The organism is Marinobacterium sp. LSUCC0821 (genome assembly GCF_012848475.1).
Classification (GTDB): Bacteria; Pseudomonadota; Gammaproteobacteria; order Pseudomonadales; family Balneatricaceae; genus Marinobacterium_E.
The window spans coordinates 1248088-1261294 of record NZ_CP051666.1 but is presented as its reverse complement, the minus strand read 5'-3'; the positions used below and the strand labels follow the sequence as shown (position 1 = coordinate 1261294).

Annotated in this window: 15 protein-coding genes; 11 read left to right on the top strand and 4 right to left on the bottom strand. The window is 47.4% G+C overall.

Annotation, left to right across the window (positions count from 1 at the left end; genetic code table 11):
* The first annotated feature begins 28 nt into the window (after positions 1-28).
* The 11 genes from aceF to HH196_RS05910 all read left to right on the top strand — a co-directional run bounded on the left by aceF (position 29) and on the right by HH196_RS05910 (position 9671).
* Positions 29-1969 carry a dihydrolipoyllysine-residue acetyltransferase gene (aceF, locus tag HH196_RS05960; protein WP_169451241.1) on the top strand — a complete coding sequence of 647 codons (1941 nt, stop codon included), beginning with the start codon at positions 29-31 and terminating at the stop codon, positions 1967-1969.
* 172 nt (positions 1970-2141) lie between these two features.
* On the top strand, positions 2142-2486 hold the full coding sequence (locus HH196_RS05955) for a CidA/LrgA family protein (RefSeq protein WP_169451240.1): 345 nt from the start codon (positions 2142-2144) through the stop codon (positions 2484-2486).
* Between the two features lie 52 nt (positions 2487-2538).
* Positions 2539-3246, top strand: a complete 708-nt coding sequence (locus HH196_RS05950) for an LrgB family protein (RefSeq protein ID WP_169451239.1) — start codon at positions 2539-2541, stop codon at positions 3244-3246.
* Between the two features lie 67 nt (positions 3247-3313).
* On the top strand, positions 3314-4423 hold the full coding sequence (gene zapE / locus HH196_RS05945) for a cell division protein ZapE (RefSeq protein ID WP_169451238.1): 1110 nt from the start codon (positions 3314-3316) through the stop codon (positions 4421-4423).
* A 296-nt stretch (positions 4424-4719) separates the two neighbouring features.
* Positions 4720-5151, top strand: coding sequence for a 50S ribosomal protein L13 (gene rplM, locus HH196_RS05940; protein WP_169451237.1), 432 nt, complete (start codon positions 4720-4722; stop codon positions 5149-5151).
* Between the two features lie 14 nt (positions 5152-5165).
* Positions 5166-5558: a 30S ribosomal protein S9 gene (gene rpsI, locus HH196_RS05935; RefSeq protein ID WP_169451236.1), complete on the top strand. Its 393-nt coding sequence runs from the start codon at positions 5166-5168 to the stop codon at positions 5556-5558.
* A 291-nt stretch (positions 5559-5849) separates the two neighbouring features.
* A complete protein-coding gene (gene petA, locus HH196_RS05930; protein WP_169451235.1) occupies positions 5850-6446 on the top strand; it encodes a ubiquinol-cytochrome c reductase iron-sulfur subunit in 597 nt (198 codons plus the stop codon).
* Positions 6446-7702 carry a cytochrome bc complex cytochrome b subunit gene (locus tag HH196_RS05925; protein ID WP_169451234.1) on the top strand — a complete coding sequence of 419 codons (1257 nt, stop codon included), beginning with the start codon at positions 6446-6448 and terminating at the stop codon, positions 7700-7702. Before petA ends, HH196_RS05925 begins: the two co-directional genes overlap by 1 nt.
* On the top strand, positions 7702-8475 hold the full coding sequence (locus tag HH196_RS05920; RefSeq protein WP_169451233.1) for a cytochrome c1: 774 nt from the start codon (positions 7702-7704) through the stop codon (positions 8473-8475). The genes HH196_RS05925 and HH196_RS05920 overlap by 1 nt, the downstream gene beginning before the upstream one ends.
* 95 nt (positions 8476-8570) lie before the next feature.
* Positions 8571-9203, top strand: coding sequence for a glutathione S-transferase N-terminal domain-containing protein (locus tag HH196_RS05915; protein ID WP_169451232.1), 633 nt, complete (start codon positions 8571-8573; stop codon positions 9201-9203).
* 3 nt (positions 9204-9206) lie between these two features.
* On the top strand, positions 9207-9671 hold the full coding sequence (locus HH196_RS05910; protein WP_169451231.1) for a ClpXP protease specificity-enhancing factor: 465 nt from the start codon (positions 9207-9209) through the stop codon (positions 9669-9671).
* Positions 9672-9726: 55 nt separating this feature from the next.
* On the opposite strand, the gene HH196_RS05905 is transcribed toward HH196_RS05910, so the two are convergent.
* From HH196_RS05905 to HH196_RS05890, 4 genes are read right to left on the bottom strand one after another with little or no spacing between them, the layout of a single operon-like run.
* Complete coding sequence (locus HH196_RS05905; protein WP_169451230.1) at positions 9727-10299, bottom strand: BON domain-containing protein; 573 nt, start codon at positions 10297-10299, stop codon at positions 9727-9729.
* 5 nt (positions 10300-10304) lie between these two features.
* The gene (locus HH196_RS05900; RefSeq protein WP_169451229.1) at positions 10305-10892 is read right to left on the bottom strand and encodes an SIS domain-containing protein; all 588 of its coding nucleotides are present in this window, start codon (positions 10890-10892) and stop codon (positions 10305-10307) included.
* Positions 10893-10901: 9 nt separating this feature from the next.
* On the bottom strand, positions 10902-11264 hold the full coding sequence (locus HH196_RS05895; RefSeq protein ID WP_169451228.1) for a YraN family protein: 363 nt from the start codon (positions 11262-11264) through the stop codon (positions 10902-10904).
* Between the two features lie 26 nt (positions 11265-11290).
* The gene (locus tag HH196_RS05890; RefSeq protein WP_169451227.1) at positions 11291-13165 is read right to left on the bottom strand and encodes a penicillin-binding protein activator; all 1875 of its coding nucleotides are present in this window, start codon (positions 13163-13165) and stop codon (positions 11291-11293) included.
* Positions 13166-13207 lie beyond the last annotated feature (42 nt).

Genomic DNA, 13207 nt, shown 5'->3' with positions numbered 1-13207 from the left:
ACTCGGAAGGATTCGTAAGGAGATAATCGTGAGCACAATTACTGTAACGATCCCAGACCTAAGCGGTGCATCAGATGTTGATGTTATTGAGGTGCTGGTTAAAGTTGGTGACACCGTAGCTGAGGGCGATAGCCTCATTACACTGGAAACGGATAAGGCTTCTATGGAAGTGCCTTCTCCGTACAGTGGAACTATCGTCTCTTTTGCTATTAAAGAGGGTGATACTGTTAACGAAGGTGATCTTCTAATGGAGATCACCTCTAGCGATGCGGCTGCACCAGCACCTGCTGAAGCGGCTGCGCCTGCTGCCGCTGAAACAGCGCCAGTTGTTACTGAGGTCGCTGCTGCCCCTGCAGTGTCTGGCGGTATTGAAACTGTTCTTATTCCTGACCTAAGTGGTGCTTCAGATGTCGATGTCATTGAAGTGCTTGTTAAGGTTGGCGATAGCGTATCAGAAGGCGATAGCCTCATTACGCTAGAGACTGATAAGGCCTCAATGGAGGTTCCTTCATCAGCGACTGGCGTCATCAAATCGATCTCTATAAAAGAGGGAGATAAGGTGAATGAGGGTGATCTGTTGCTTGAACTAGAAGTTGCGGGTTCTGCTGCGGATGCGGATGCGGCTGCGCCGGTAGCTGAATCTGCACCTGCTGCTAGTGCAGCACCAGCAGCGCCTGTTGTAGCGGGTGGTGTTGAGAAAGTTCTTATTCCAGACCTAAGTGGCGCAACGGATGTTGATGTCATTGAGGTGATGGTGAAAGTGGGTGATACCATAGCAGAAGGCGATGGTCTGATTGCTCTTGAGACTGATAAAGCATCAATGGAAGTGCCTGCACCTAAGGGTGGCGTCATTAAATCTCTTCTCATTAAAGAGGGGGATAAGGTGAATGAGGGCGATCTTCTTATTGAGTTGGAAGTTGTAGGTTCTGCTCCAGCTACTGCTTCAGCACCTGTTGCGGCTGCTACTGCGGCAGCTGCACCTACTGCACCTGCAGCAGCTCCTGCTAAGGCGGCAGCCCCTGTGGCGGATCTGGTTGCGTTGGATCAGCGCAACAAATCAGCTCATGCAGGCCCGGCTGTGCGTGCTATCGCGCGTGAGTTTGGTGTTGATCTTGCTAAGGTTCCAGGTACGGGTCGTAAGGGTCGTATCATCAAGCAGGATGTGCAGAACTACGTTAAGGGTGCGTTGCAGAAACTTGAGTCTGCACCTTCTGGTGCGGTAACAGGTGGTAGCGGTATCCCAGCTATTCCTGCTGTTGATTTCAGCAAGTTTGGTGAAATCGAGAAGGTTAAGCTCAGCAAGATTGATAAGGTTACTCGTGACAATATGTCTCGTTGCTGGCTCAACATTCCGCACGTTACTCAATTTGATGATGCTGATATCACTGAACTTGAAGCATTCCGCAAAGAGATGAAAGATGAAGCAGCGAAGCAGGGCGTTAAGCTCACTCCGCTTCCATTCCTCATCAAAGCTGCGGCGATCTGTTTAACGCGTCACCAGAAGTTTAATGCGTCACTTGATGCGGATGGTGAGCATATTGTCTTCAAGAAATATGTGAATATCGGTATTGCAGTTGATACGCCTAATGGTCTGATGGTGCCTGTTATCAAAGATGCTGATAAGAAGAGCGTTTATGAGATCTCTAATGAGGCAAACGAGTTGGCAGGTAAGGCTAAGGATCGCAAGCTGAAACCAAATGAGATGCAGGGTGCGTGTTTTACAATCTCAAGTCTTGGTGGTATCGGTGGTAAAGGCTTTACACCAATCGTTAATGCTCCTGAAGTCGCTATTTTGGGTGTCTCTAAAGCGGATATTCAACCTCGTTGGAATGGTAAAGAGTTTGAGCCTCGCTTGATGCTTCCACTCTGCTTGTCGTACGACCACCGTGCTATCAATGGTGGTGATGCGGGTCGATTCCTGACTGAGCTGAATGGTCTTCTATCAGACATTCGCCGTCTTCTACTCTAACTATTTGTTAGAACTAAGAACCCCGTATTGCGAAAGCGAGCGGGGTTTTTTATTGCCTTAAAGATTCGTAATGCGAAATGCATTTCACAATTTGGATTTAACCTTTGTGTTAGGCTGATATTTAGGTTGTTAGTTATTAAAGTCATTTTTATACAGTTTAATGGGGGATGTGATGATTCTGGGTTTTCTAATTATTTTAGGCTGCCAGTTGATAGGAGAGTTGATTGTTGTGTTGCTCGGTCTTCCTCTACCTGGGCCAGTACTTGGATTGGTGTTTCTGTTGATTGGATTGCTTCTAATTGGGCGTATTCCTGATTCAGTTCGAAATGTCTCTAGTGGGTTATTAACTAACCTTTCACTGTTGTTTGTACCTGCAGGAGTGGGGCTGGTGCTGCACTTTGATCTTCTAGCAAAGGAGTGGTGGATCATTTTACTGGCTTTAATCTTCAGTACCTTGCTAGCGGCAGTAGTGACTGCATTGATGTTTCGTTGGTTAATGAGAGCGGTAAAGCGTTAAGAGTCTCAGGTAAGTTGAACGTGTAGAGGGCATAGAGGGTTTAGGTATGTTAATGACAACTGACTTTTGGGTCTATTTTGCGGCCCGTCCACTGCTTTGGATTGTTGTAACTCTGGCAGTGTTTACAATCAGTAATGCTATCTATCAGCGCTTAAATAGAGCTGCTGTCTTGCATCCTGTGATGTTGAGTATGGTTGTGCTTATTTCACTGCTACTGATCACTGATACTGAGTATGAGACATACTTTTCGGGTGCTCAGTTTATTCACTTTCTACTTGGGCCTGCGACCGTGGCGTTGGCAATTCCCATGTATGAGCACTTTGATGAGATTAAGCGTCGTTGGATTCCGATTCTCTTCTCCTGTGCAACTGGGGCGGTAGTGGCCTCAATATCGGCCGTGACGATAGCTTGGCTGCTTGGTGCGCGCTTTGAGACCATGATGTCGGTAGCGCCTAAATCTGTGACTTCACCCATCGCTTTGGGTATCGCTGAAAAAATTGGCGGGCTGCCGTCGCTCTCTGCTGCATTGGTTTTAGTGACTGGTGTGAGCGGATCTATGATGGTGCCGGTTGTTTTGAAATATCTAAAAATTGAAGACCAAGCGACTCGAGGATTTGTCCTTGGGCTTACCTCGCATGGCTTTGGAACGGCTGTTGCGCTCGAGGTGGGTGCGGTTGCTGGCGCATTTGCGGGTCTGGCGATGGGTCTGACTGGTCTATTTACAGCATTCCTGTTGCCGATAATGGTAGGCGTTGGGTGAATTGAAATCCTTGGCTAAGAGAAGTAAAGTGCCCGCCTCCTGAGGGATTAATCTAGGGTAGTTTCAGATGACCACACCATTAGCGCGCTACAAAAAGGACTTGGAACGCGACGACTTCTCATATGATGCAACGCAAGAGATGGCAGTAAACCATCTGCAGCGTCTCTATGATGAGCTTGTAGCCGTTGAGTCTAAGCCATCAGCAGGCCTATTTGGCCGTCTTAAAGAGAAGATCTCTAAAACTGAGGTTGAGCCGGTTAAAGGTCTCTACTTTTGGGGTGGTGTTGGTCGCGGTAAGACCTACCTCATGGATACCTTCTATGACACCCTGCCATTTGAACGAAAAATGCGCACCCACTTTCACCGTTTTATGCAGCGTGTCCATGCTGAACTGAAAGCATTGGATGGAACAAAAAACCCATTGCCTGTGATTGCTGAAAAGTACTCAAAAGAGGCACGGGTTATCTGTTTCGATGAGTTCTTTGTTACTGATATTACCGATGCGATGATATTGGGAAGTCTGCTTCAAGAGCTGTTTAAACGTGGTGTTAGTTTGGTGGCGACATCGAATATTGTTCCGGATGGGTTATATGAGAATGGCTTGCAACGTGCTCGCTTCTTACCCGCAATCGCGCTACTTAACCGTTTTACGGAAGTGGTTAATGTTGATAGCGGTATCGATTACCGACTTCGTGCATTAGAGCAGGCTGAACTCTACCACTATCCTCTAGATGCGGAGGCGGACCTCTCGTTGGAGCGCAGCTTTAATAGCTTGGCACCTGATCTAGAAGAGTTAGAAGAGAATATCGCTATCGAGGTGAATAACCGAATGCTAATCGCACGCAAAGCGTGTGAAGATGTGATCTGGTTCGACTTCTCTGTGTTGTGTGAAGGTCCTCGTTCACAGAACGACTACATTGAATTGTCTAAGCTCTACCATGCAGTGTTGATTAGTAATGTGCCGCAGCTAGGGCGCTCGCGAGATGATGCGACTCGTCGTTTTATTAACCTTGTTGATGAATTTTACGACAGTGGCGTGAAGTTGATCATCTCGGCGGAGGTCTCTATCTACGATCTATACACCGAGGGACGTCTCGAGTTTGAGATCGAGCGTACTAAGAGTCGTCTGCTAGAGATGCAGTCGACTGAGTACCTTGCTCGCGAGCATCGAGCGTAATTCTATAGCGGTTGAGGGGCTGAAGGCCTGTCACCGGTGTGTTCTATCTGCATTGTCCCTGTGTCTGGCTTCAGCCTGACACGACTCTCTTGGCGTCTTTCCGGAGCTGAAAGCAACGCTTCTATTTACCCAGGAATAATTGAAATTTAAGCTGGTTTTTCTCGTTTAATTTCCTGTATAATCCGCGCTCCGCTAATTGCGGAATGAAGGTTGTGATTACCACACAACGAATAATTATAAGGTAAGTCGGAATTCATCCTCGATTTTGATTCGAGACTTATAGTAGGAAAAAGACAATGTCATACACTGTTAGTGCTAAACCAGCCGAAGTAAAACGCGACTGGTACGTTGTTGACGCAGAGGGTAAAACTCTTGGTCGTCTAGCAACTGAAATCGCTCGTCGTCTACGCGGCAAGCATAAGCCGGAATACACTCCGCACGTTGATACTGGCGACTACATCGTAGTTGTTAACGCTGAAAAAGTTGCTGTAACTGGTAACAAGCGTAACGACAAAATGTACTACCGTCACACAGGTTTCCCAGGCGGTCTTAAGGAAGCTAACTTCCAGAAGATGGTCGAAACTTTCCCTGAGCGCACTATTGAGCTAGCTGTTAAAGGCATGCTTCCAAAAGGCCCGCTAGGCCGCGCGATGTACGGCAAACTGAAAGTGTACGCTGGTGCTAACCACCCGCACACTGCTCAGCAGCCTAAAGAACTGACTATCTAAGGGGAAAGCGAATAATGGCTTCTACTCAGTACTACGGCACTGGCCGTCGCAAAACTTCCACTGCTCGCGTATTCCTACGTCCAGGCACTGGTTCTATCTCAATTAACAACCGTACTCTTGAGCAGTACTTCGGTCGTGAAACTGCACGTATGATCGTTATGCAGCCACTTCAGTTGACTGAAACTGCTGAGAAGTTCGATGTATACGTGACTGTAACTGGCGGCGGTGGCTTCGGTCAGGCTGGTGCGATTCGTCACGGTATCACTCGCGCTCTTATGGAGTACGATGAGACTCTACGTCCTTCACTACGTCAGGCTGGTTTCGTTACTCGCGACGCTCGTGAAGTTGAGCGTAAGAAAGTGGGTCTACGTAAAGCACGTAAACGTCCACAGTTCTCGAAACGTTAATCCGTTTCGCTGCATTGCAGCAAAAGAAAGCCCAGCCTCGAAAGAGTCTGGGCTTTTTTGTTATATCGTTATGAGATATTGGTATCGTAAATTCACAGTAAGTAAGACTATTAGCTGCTTCAGATCAGCTTATCTACATTGAAAAAATAGGGCTATTTCTTTATCATTCTGCGCCAATTACCTGGGCTAAATTGTATTGATTTAGACCCTTCGTAAACGGAAGTTCTGTTTCATTTCGCTCCGTCTCGATGAGGTGATCCCTCTGAAGGGCGATATTAGGGAGAGTAGTTGATGAGCAATGACGGCGTGAATAAAGGCCGGCGTAAGCTTCTGATTGGTGCCACATCTGCAATGGGTGCAGTGGGTACAGTCGGAGTAGCCGTTCCTTTCGTCGCTTCCTGGAATCCGAGTGCAAAAGCAAAAGCTGCTGGCGCACCTGTAAAAGCGGATATCAGTAAGCTCGAGCCTGGTCAGCAGATGATCGTAGAGTGGCGTGGTAAACCTGTATGGGTTGTACGTCGTACTGCGGAAGCGCTGGCAAATCTAGAAAAACTTAGCGATCGCCTAGCGGATCCAAGCTCTGAGAAACCTCAGCAGCCGGATTACGTGCCATCAAGCGCTGCACGCTCATTGCGTCCAGAGTTTATGGTTATGGTTGGTATCTGTACTCACTTGGGATGTTCGCCATCTTACCGTCCAGAAGTGGCTCCAGAAGATCTAGGTGCTGATTGGTTGGGTGGTTTCTTCTGTCCATGTCACGGTTCTCGTTTCGACCTTTCTGGTCGTGTGTTCAAAGGCGTTCCTGCACCAACTAACTTGGTGATTCCGCCTCACAAATACGATGACGACAACACGCTTGTTATCGGCGTAGATACGGAGACTGCATAATGGCTGGTTCACGCAATAAGGGTAACCCAGGTTTCATGGGTTGGATCGATGATCGTTTCCCAGCGACCGCTATGTGGGACGATCACCTTGCTAAATACTACGCACCAAAAAACTTTAACTTTTGGTACTTCTTTGGCTCACTAGCGCTACTTGTTCTGGTTAACCAGATCGTAACAGGTATCTGGCTAACAATGAGCTACAACCCATCTGCAGAGGGTGCGTTCGCATCTGTTGAATACATCATGCGTGATGTTGAGTATGGCTGGCTACTTCGCTACCTACACTCTACCGGTGCATCTGCCTTCTTCGTGGTTGTCTACCTGCATATGTTCCGTGGCATGATGTACGGCTCGTACCGTAAGCCGCGCGAGCTTGTATGGCTTTTCGGTATGACAATTTACCTAGCTCTAATGGCTGAAGCGTTCATGGGATACCTACTTCCATGGGGGCAGATGTCATACTGGGGTGCGCAGGTAATTGTATCGCTTTTCGGCGCAATTCCGGTGATTGGTCCAGATCTGCAGCAGTGGATTCGTGGTGACTTCCTGATCTCTGGTATTACGCTAAACCGTTTCTTTGCACTGCACGTTGTTGCGCTACCTATCGTGATTCTAGGTCTTGTGGTTCTCCACATCATCGCGCTTCACGAAGTGGGTTCAAACAACCCAGATGGCGTTGAGATCAAAGATAAGAAAGATGAGAACGGTATTCCACTCGATGGTATCCCATTCCACCCTTACTACACTGTTAAAGACATTGTTGGTGTTGTGGTCTTCTTCTTTGTCTTCTGTACGATTGTATTCTTCTTCCCAGAGGGTGGTGGTTACTTCCTAGAGAAGCCAAACTTTGAACCTGCGAACCCGCTGAAAACACCAGATCACATCGCTCCGGTATGGTACTTCACGCCGTTCTACGCGATTCTTCGTGCGATCACATTCCCGCTATTTGGTCTTGATGCTAAGTTTTGGGGTGTAGTAGCAATGGGTGCGGCAATTGCAATCCTATTCGTACTGCCTTGGCTAGATCGTAGTCCAGTTAAGTCAATCCGCTACAAAGGCTGGTTGTCTAAAGTTTGGTTGCTTGTATTCGCGATCTGTTTCGTGATTCTTGGTGTGCTTGGTGCTATTCCAGCAACTCCAGGTCGTACGCTTGTGGCGCAGATCTGTACTGCGCTCTACTTTGCATTCTTCCTGTTGATGCCATGGTACACACGCATGGAGAAAACTAAACCAGTTCCAGAAAGGGTGACAGGCTAATGAAAAAGTCATTGATTGCTATCGTTTTGGCACTGGTACCGTCTGTTGTTTTTGCAGCAGGTGGTGCAGCTATGCCTCTAGATCATATCGAGTTGGACCGCACTAACACTGCTTCATTGCAGCGTGGTATGGCGACATTCGTGAACCGTTGTATGGGTTGTCACTCAGCTCAATACCAGCGTTACGAGCGTTCAGCTACGGATATCGGTATTCCAGCAAACCTAGTTGAAGAGAATCTTATCTTTGGTGATAAGAAGATCGGTGAACAGATGACTATTGCAATGCCAGCGGCTGATGCAAAAGTTTTCTTCGGTAACCCACCACCAGATCTAACTCTTGAAACTCGTCTTCGTGGCGCAGACTGGGTTTACACGTACCTACGCAGTTTCTACAAAGACTCTTCGCGTCCATGGGGTGTAAACAACGCTGTGTTCAAAGACGTTGGTATGCCAAACGTTCTTGAAGACCTTCAGGGTAAGGTTTCACTTCGTTGTTCGCATGAAGAGCTTCTTCATAAGGGAACAGCGGGTGACATCGATCCTCTGACAGGTTTACAGAAAGCGGGTTGTCTTTCGGTTGATAAGGGTACGGGCGCACTTGACCCAGCTGAGTTCGATAAGGTTGTATACGATCTCGTGAACTACATGGCTTACGTGGCTGAGCCATCTCGTGCTGAATCTGAAAGTCTTGGTACTAAAGTACTTATTTTCCTATTCCTATTCTTCTTCGTAGCATTCGCGCTGAAGAAAGAATATTGGAAAGACGTACACTAAAAGCACCGTTTCTGCTACATTACAACTTCTACGCGCTTCAGTTGAGGCGCGTAGATTTTTTTCGTTTATAGATAAGTAAATTTTGGGAGTACTAGATGGGCGTGGTTGCTAAACGTTCTTCAATGACCTTTTTCTCTGATGGTAGCGATCAATACAGTCATCGCGTTCGCATCGTTCTTGCTGAGAAGGGCGTAGCGGTTGATATCGTAGAGTGTCAGGATGAAGAGTTGCCAGAGGATGTCGCTGCACTGAATCCATACAACAGCCTTCCAACCCTCCTTGATCGTGAGCTTGTGCTTTTTGAGCCTAGCGTCATGATGGAGTACCTAGATGAGCGTTTTCCTCATCCGCCACTTCTACCGGTTTATCCTGTAGCACGTGCGGAGAGCCGTCTATACATCTACCGTATTCAGCGTGATTGGTCTAAGCATGCAGATATTATTCTGCGTGGCGAAGCATCTGAAGATGAGATTGAGACATCTCGCAAAGAGCTTCGTGACAGTCTTGTAGCTGTATCGCCAATCTTCGCAGAGAAGCCTTACTTTATGAGTGAAGAGTTCTCTCTTGTTGATTGTTGCATTGCTCCAATTCTATGGCGTTTGCCAGCGATGGGGATCGAGCTTCCAGAAGCGCAGTGTAAGCACCTTCTGGCTTACATGGATCGCCTATTTGATCGTGAAGCATTCCAAGAGTCGCTCTCTGAAGCTGAGCGCGAAATCCGCGAGTAAGACGTGTCAGACATCACGCCAAGTCGTGCATACCTTCTAAGAGCCCTCTATGAGTGGCTCTTGGATAATGACCTCACACCTCATGTTGCTGTTGATTCGTTGGTTAAAGATACCGATGTGCCGCAGCAGTTTGTTAACGATGGTCAGATTACCCTGAATATTGCCCCTGGTGCTGTTCGTGATCTGCACATTGATAACGAAGCAATCAGTTTTAATGCTCGCTTTGCGGGTCAGCCAACCGCAGTCTATCTTCCGATGGCCTCCATCCTTGCAATATTCGCAAGAGAGAGTGGTGTTGGTATGGGATTCGGCATGGAGCCAGGTGCTGAGCCATTAAACTTAGCTCTTGAGCGCGCGCATAATGGCGGTGATGGGGATGAAGGTGTAACTACTGTGGCTAATTCTGACTCTAAAACTGAGTCTAAGCCTAAAGCATTTAATCGTCCGGGTTTGCGAGTAGTGAAGTAGTACTCTGACTTAAATAAAGAAAGGGCCCGTCAGGCCCTTTTTTAGTGAGTTGAATTTAAAGTGGTACGTATTCGAACACTTTAACAATGCGCTGCACGCCAGGTACTTCACGAATCAACTCAATTGCACGATCTGCCTCTTCTTGGCCCACTAAGCCCATCAAGTACACAACGCCGTTCTCTGTTGTCACTTTAATGCGAATGCCCTCTACGCTCTTATCAGCGAGTAGCTTTAGCTTAACGCGGCTTGTTAGATAGATATCGTTGCTACGTACGATGGTTGATGTAGGGCCTGCAACTTCAAGTTCGTTATGAATGCGTTTTACTTCGCGGGTCTGACTTACAACCTGTTCAGCTTCTTGGCGCACGTTCTCATTTGGAACCTGGCCTGTCAGCAGTACCTGTCCATTGAAGCTATCTACATTGATATGTGATTGAGCAAGTGGTGCAGAGCCTTTGCTGATGTTAACCATGACCTTAAGCTCAATCGCCTCATCTTCGATGACATTACCCAGGGTGCGATTGCCTAAGTCTTCACGAATTGGCTCTTCGCGTGCCGAGCTGACAATTTGTGAACAGCCTGTAAGAAGAGTAGAGGTAACAAGTAGTGGAATAAACAGTTTTTTCATGCTGGTTAGGCTCCGAAAAGTTGGAATTCAACAAGATCAATTAAACAGTGAATCGTTAGCATCTGCGCTAGATGGATAGCTGGTTCATCATCGGCGGGTATGCATATCTCAATCTCTTGAGGTACAAGCAGGGAAGTGACGTCGCCACCATCTCGAGCTGTAATCGCAATCACAGACATTTCACGTTCATGCGCAGCTTGAATAGCTTGAACAAGGTTACGGTCTTTACCTGAAGAGGATATTAATACCAGTAGGTCACCCGGCTGGCCTAATGCCTGTATCTGTCGAGCGTAGGAAGCTACAAAACCAGATTCCTCTGCAGTACCGCTAGTAAGGCCCATGTCTGAGCCTAGGGTAAGGGCCGGTAGGCCGGGGCGCTCATGGCGAAATCGCTGCATTAGAAGCGTTGTTAAGTAGCTTGCTAGGGACTGGCCAGCACCATTGCCGGCTGTAAGGACTTTGCCTTCAGCCATTAAGCACTGCATAAGTAGCTCTGATGCATCGGCAATGATCGGTGCATAGTGCTCTATAGTTTGTGCGCTGACACCAAGTGAGGTGTGCAACTGGTTAATGATGCGCTCTTCCAATTCCATACTGATCGACTATTCTGGTCTGAAGGCGTCTTTATACCATATACAGCGAGGGATCTCGCCATTAGATTCAATAGCAATCACATCAAAGCGACAGTTGTGGTTTTGATATCGGTAATTATTAGCTAACCAAAACCTTGCTGTTTGGATCAATTTCCGCTGTTTTCTAAAATCTACCGATGCAGCTGCACCGCCATATTTACGGTGTGTGCGCTTGCGAACTTCGATGAACACTAGGGTTGAGTTGGCTTGCATAATCAGATCGATTTCACCGAATCGTGATCGGCTATTTCGAGCTATCAATTTAAGCCCTTGTGCCTTAAGAAAGTGTTCAGCCTGATGTTCGGCTTCGCTGCCAATTTTTGCTCTATCCATGCACTCCTCCTTGAATGCTATGGATATCAGTTTAGTTCAGTTTGACTCGTTTGCTCAGATTGAAGACTAAGGGGCTCAACGGGTATTTTAGGGGCGCCTAGTAATAGGGGAGTGCCTTGCTCAAATTTTGCCCAGGTGAGTGTACGTTTGAAACGGTTAGTTGAAGTTAAGCTCAATGCGCCTGTTTCACCTTGAATGGTCACTAATGGAGAGCTCTTAAGCTGCGTTAGGTAGGGGTAGACTCTAACTGCGTCAGATCCCAACGCATAAAGGCGTCCTAAACGAGATGCTGTGTCTGGGCGTTCCAGTGTTAGTGAACGATTCAGTTCACCGGTTGGATTGACTAACCAAGGAATGTCTGCAAATTGGACATTGTTTAGGTCGACATCACGACTTGGATTAAAATCACCCTGAAACAGATGTGAGCTTGCGTAGATCGGGTAGTCGCCGGCAAAGTGAAAGGCGATCATTGGTGCAATTTGGCGTGCATCACTAGGTAGCGCTGTGATGAGTATCGCATCTATATCGCGGCGCGGGCGCTCATCAAATTCAACTTTTTCACCGAGCGCATCGCGTATGGCTTTATGTCGTCCAGCACTCTTATCGGTATTTAGAAGTGCTGAAACCTGATTAGAGAGTTCAGGGTTAACTTCGTAACTCAGGGCCGTAATGATCTCTCCTCCAGAGGCTTCGATAGCTGCTTTGTAATCATCGGCGAGTCGTGCGCCCCAGGTTGCTGCAGGGGTGATTAGCGCAAACTGTTTGTGTCCCTCGATCGAGGCGCGAGCAACAACCTCGTTTATATCTTGGTCGGAGCCTAGGTCTAACTCAAAAAGGTTGTCAGTGGTGAGATCAGTTTGGTTAAAACTGATAAATGGGATTGCCAGATCATTTCGTTTTGCGAGCTGATCGATCAATTTACCCCTTAAGGGGCCAATGACTAAATCTGCTTTCATCGCCTCGGCGTGCTTGACCAAATCATCTGCGGAGCTTAACTGCTCCGTATCAATCATCTGCAACTCTGGAGCAGTTAACCCTTTGCTCTCGCGTAACTTCAACTCGGCAATAATGCCTTCGCTTATGATGCGAGCTGGCTCTTTAAGTGCGCCGCTGAAAGGGAGTGCGACCAAGATGCGTTCTGCCGTAACTAAGTCTGCACTAATTAAAGCAGCTAAAAGATCGGGTGGGTTAAGCTTGGCCGGGTGGGTCGCCCAGAGTGTTAACCACTTTTCAATTGCCGCTTGCTGGCTGGCAAGGTCGTGATTTTGTTGCATAGCTAAGGCTAGCTCTATCCAGCCTTGGGCGTTGAAACCATAGTTTGCAAAACTTGAGGCGACCAGCGTCTCTGTGTCGACCTGGGTTAAAAGTGACCAGATTCGATTGTGGATATCATGTTGCCGATCAAGGGCTAGATTCTTGTCAGTATCGCTTAATACTAGTGCTGCGCTAAGTGGGTTCTTTTGTAGCTCAAACGCTTTGGCTTTTAATAGCGCTAACTCTGCACTCTGTGCATTTGATAGCTTGGGTAGATCTGGGTCTGTCATGCGATTGAGTGCTGCAACCACATCACCTTTTTCGAGTAGTGAATTAGCTTGGGTTGCCACAACGTTGAAGGCGAGTGTTGGTGTAATGCCGGCAATATTGATAACCGCTAAGGAGTTTGCGGCTTCAGTGAAACGTTTCTCGCGAATAAGTATGTCAGCAGCTTTTAGGCGTAGTTCTACCGCTTTGTTGCCTCTCTCTTGGATCGCGAGAAGTAGATAATCTGCGGCACTTTTTGGTTGGGTAACCGATGCCTCTTTTGTGCTGTTGCTCGTAGTGTTGTTAGGTTGGACTGTACAACCTGCAATTGCCAAAGATAGCAACGCAACACCAGATACCAGCTTGATCCCTTTGCTCATGTTATAGTTCACGCAATTAACACTTTTCAGATGGATATCAAT

Bases quoted from the DNA above. Each gene is read 5' to 3' on its own strand.
- HH196_RS05955 (WP_169451240.1), top strand. From the start codon at position 2,142: ATGATTCTGGGTTTTCTAATTATTTTAGGCTGCCAGTTGATAGGAGAG.
- HH196_RS05950 (WP_169451239.1), top strand. From the start codon at position 2,539: ATGACAACTGACTTTTGGGTCTATTTTGCGGCCCGTCCACTGCTTTGG.
- zapE (WP_169451238.1), top strand. From the start codon at position 3,314: ATGACCACACCATTAGCGCGCTACAAAAAGGACTTGGAACGCGACGAC.
- rplM (WP_169451237.1), top strand. From the start codon at position 4,720: ATGTCATACACTGTTAGTGCTAAACCAGCCGAAGTAAAACGCGACTGG.
- rpsI (WP_169451236.1), top strand. From the start codon at position 5,166: ATGGCTTCTACTCAGTACTACGGCACTGGCCGTCGCAAAACTTCCACT.
- petA (WP_169451235.1), top strand. From the start codon at position 5,850: ATGAGCAATGACGGCGTGAATAAAGGCCGGCGTAAGCTTCTGATTGGT.
- HH196_RS05925 (WP_169451234.1), top strand. From the start codon at position 6,446: ATGGCTGGTTCACGCAATAAGGGTAACCCAGGTTTCATGGGTTGGATC.
- HH196_RS05920 (WP_169451233.1), top strand. From the start codon at position 7,702: ATGAAAAAGTCATTGATTGCTATCGTTTTGGCACTGGTACCGTCTGTT.
- HH196_RS05915 (WP_169451232.1), top strand. From the start codon at position 8,571: ATGGGCGTGGTTGCTAAACGTTCTTCAATGACCTTTTTCTCTGATGGT.
- HH196_RS05905 (WP_169451230.1), bottom strand. From the start codon at position 10,299: ATGAAAAAACTGTTTATTCCACTACTTGTTACCTCTACTCTTCTTACA.
- HH196_RS05900 (WP_169451229.1), bottom strand. From the start codon at position 10,892: ATGGAATTGGAAGAGCGCATCATTAACCAGTTGCACACCTCACTTGGT.
- HH196_RS05895 (WP_169451228.1), bottom strand. From the start codon at position 11,264: ATGGATAGAGCAAAAATTGGCAGCGAAGCCGAACATCAGGCTGAACAC.
- HH196_RS05890 (WP_169451227.1), bottom strand. From the start codon at position 13,165: ATGAGCAAAGGGATCAAGCTGGTATCTGGTGTTGCGTTGCTATCTTTG.